The 336-nt window shown below is 61.6% G+C and carries 1 protein-coding gene; it reads left to right on the top strand.

The window, feature by feature from the left end:
• On the top strand, positions 1-336 hold a 336-nt coding region (locus tag R0J88_RS19200), incomplete at both ends, for an Hsp70 family protein (protein ID WP_410900762.1).

Below are 336 nucleotides of genomic sequence, written 5' to 3'. Positions count from 1 at the left end.
CTCTGGGTCGCTTCGACCTGGCCGACATTCCGCCGGCACCGCGCGGTGTGCCGCAGATCGAAGTCGCCTTCGACCTGGATGCCAACGGTATCCTGAACGTGTCCGCCAAGGACAAGGCGACCGGCAAGGAACAGTCCATCGTCATCAAGTCTTCCGGCGGCCTGTCCGACGACGAGATCGAACAGATGGTGCGTGACGCGGAAGCCAACGCCGACGAAGACAAGAAGTTCGAGGAAATGGTCCAGCTGCGCAATCAGGCCGACGGCATGATTCACGCGACCAAGAAGACCCTGACCGAAGCCGGTGACAAGGCCGAAGCCAGCGAGAAGGAAGCCA

The organism is Pseudoalteromonas sp. SIMBA_162, assembly GCF_046535955.1.
In the GTDB taxonomy this organism is placed as follows: domain Bacteria; phylum Pseudomonadota; class Gammaproteobacteria; order Enterobacterales; family Alteromonadaceae; genus Pseudoalteromonas; species Pseudoalteromonas marina.
The sequence above is the reverse complement of the archived record's forward strand: the minus strand, read 5'-3'. Positions and strand labels throughout refer to the sequence as shown.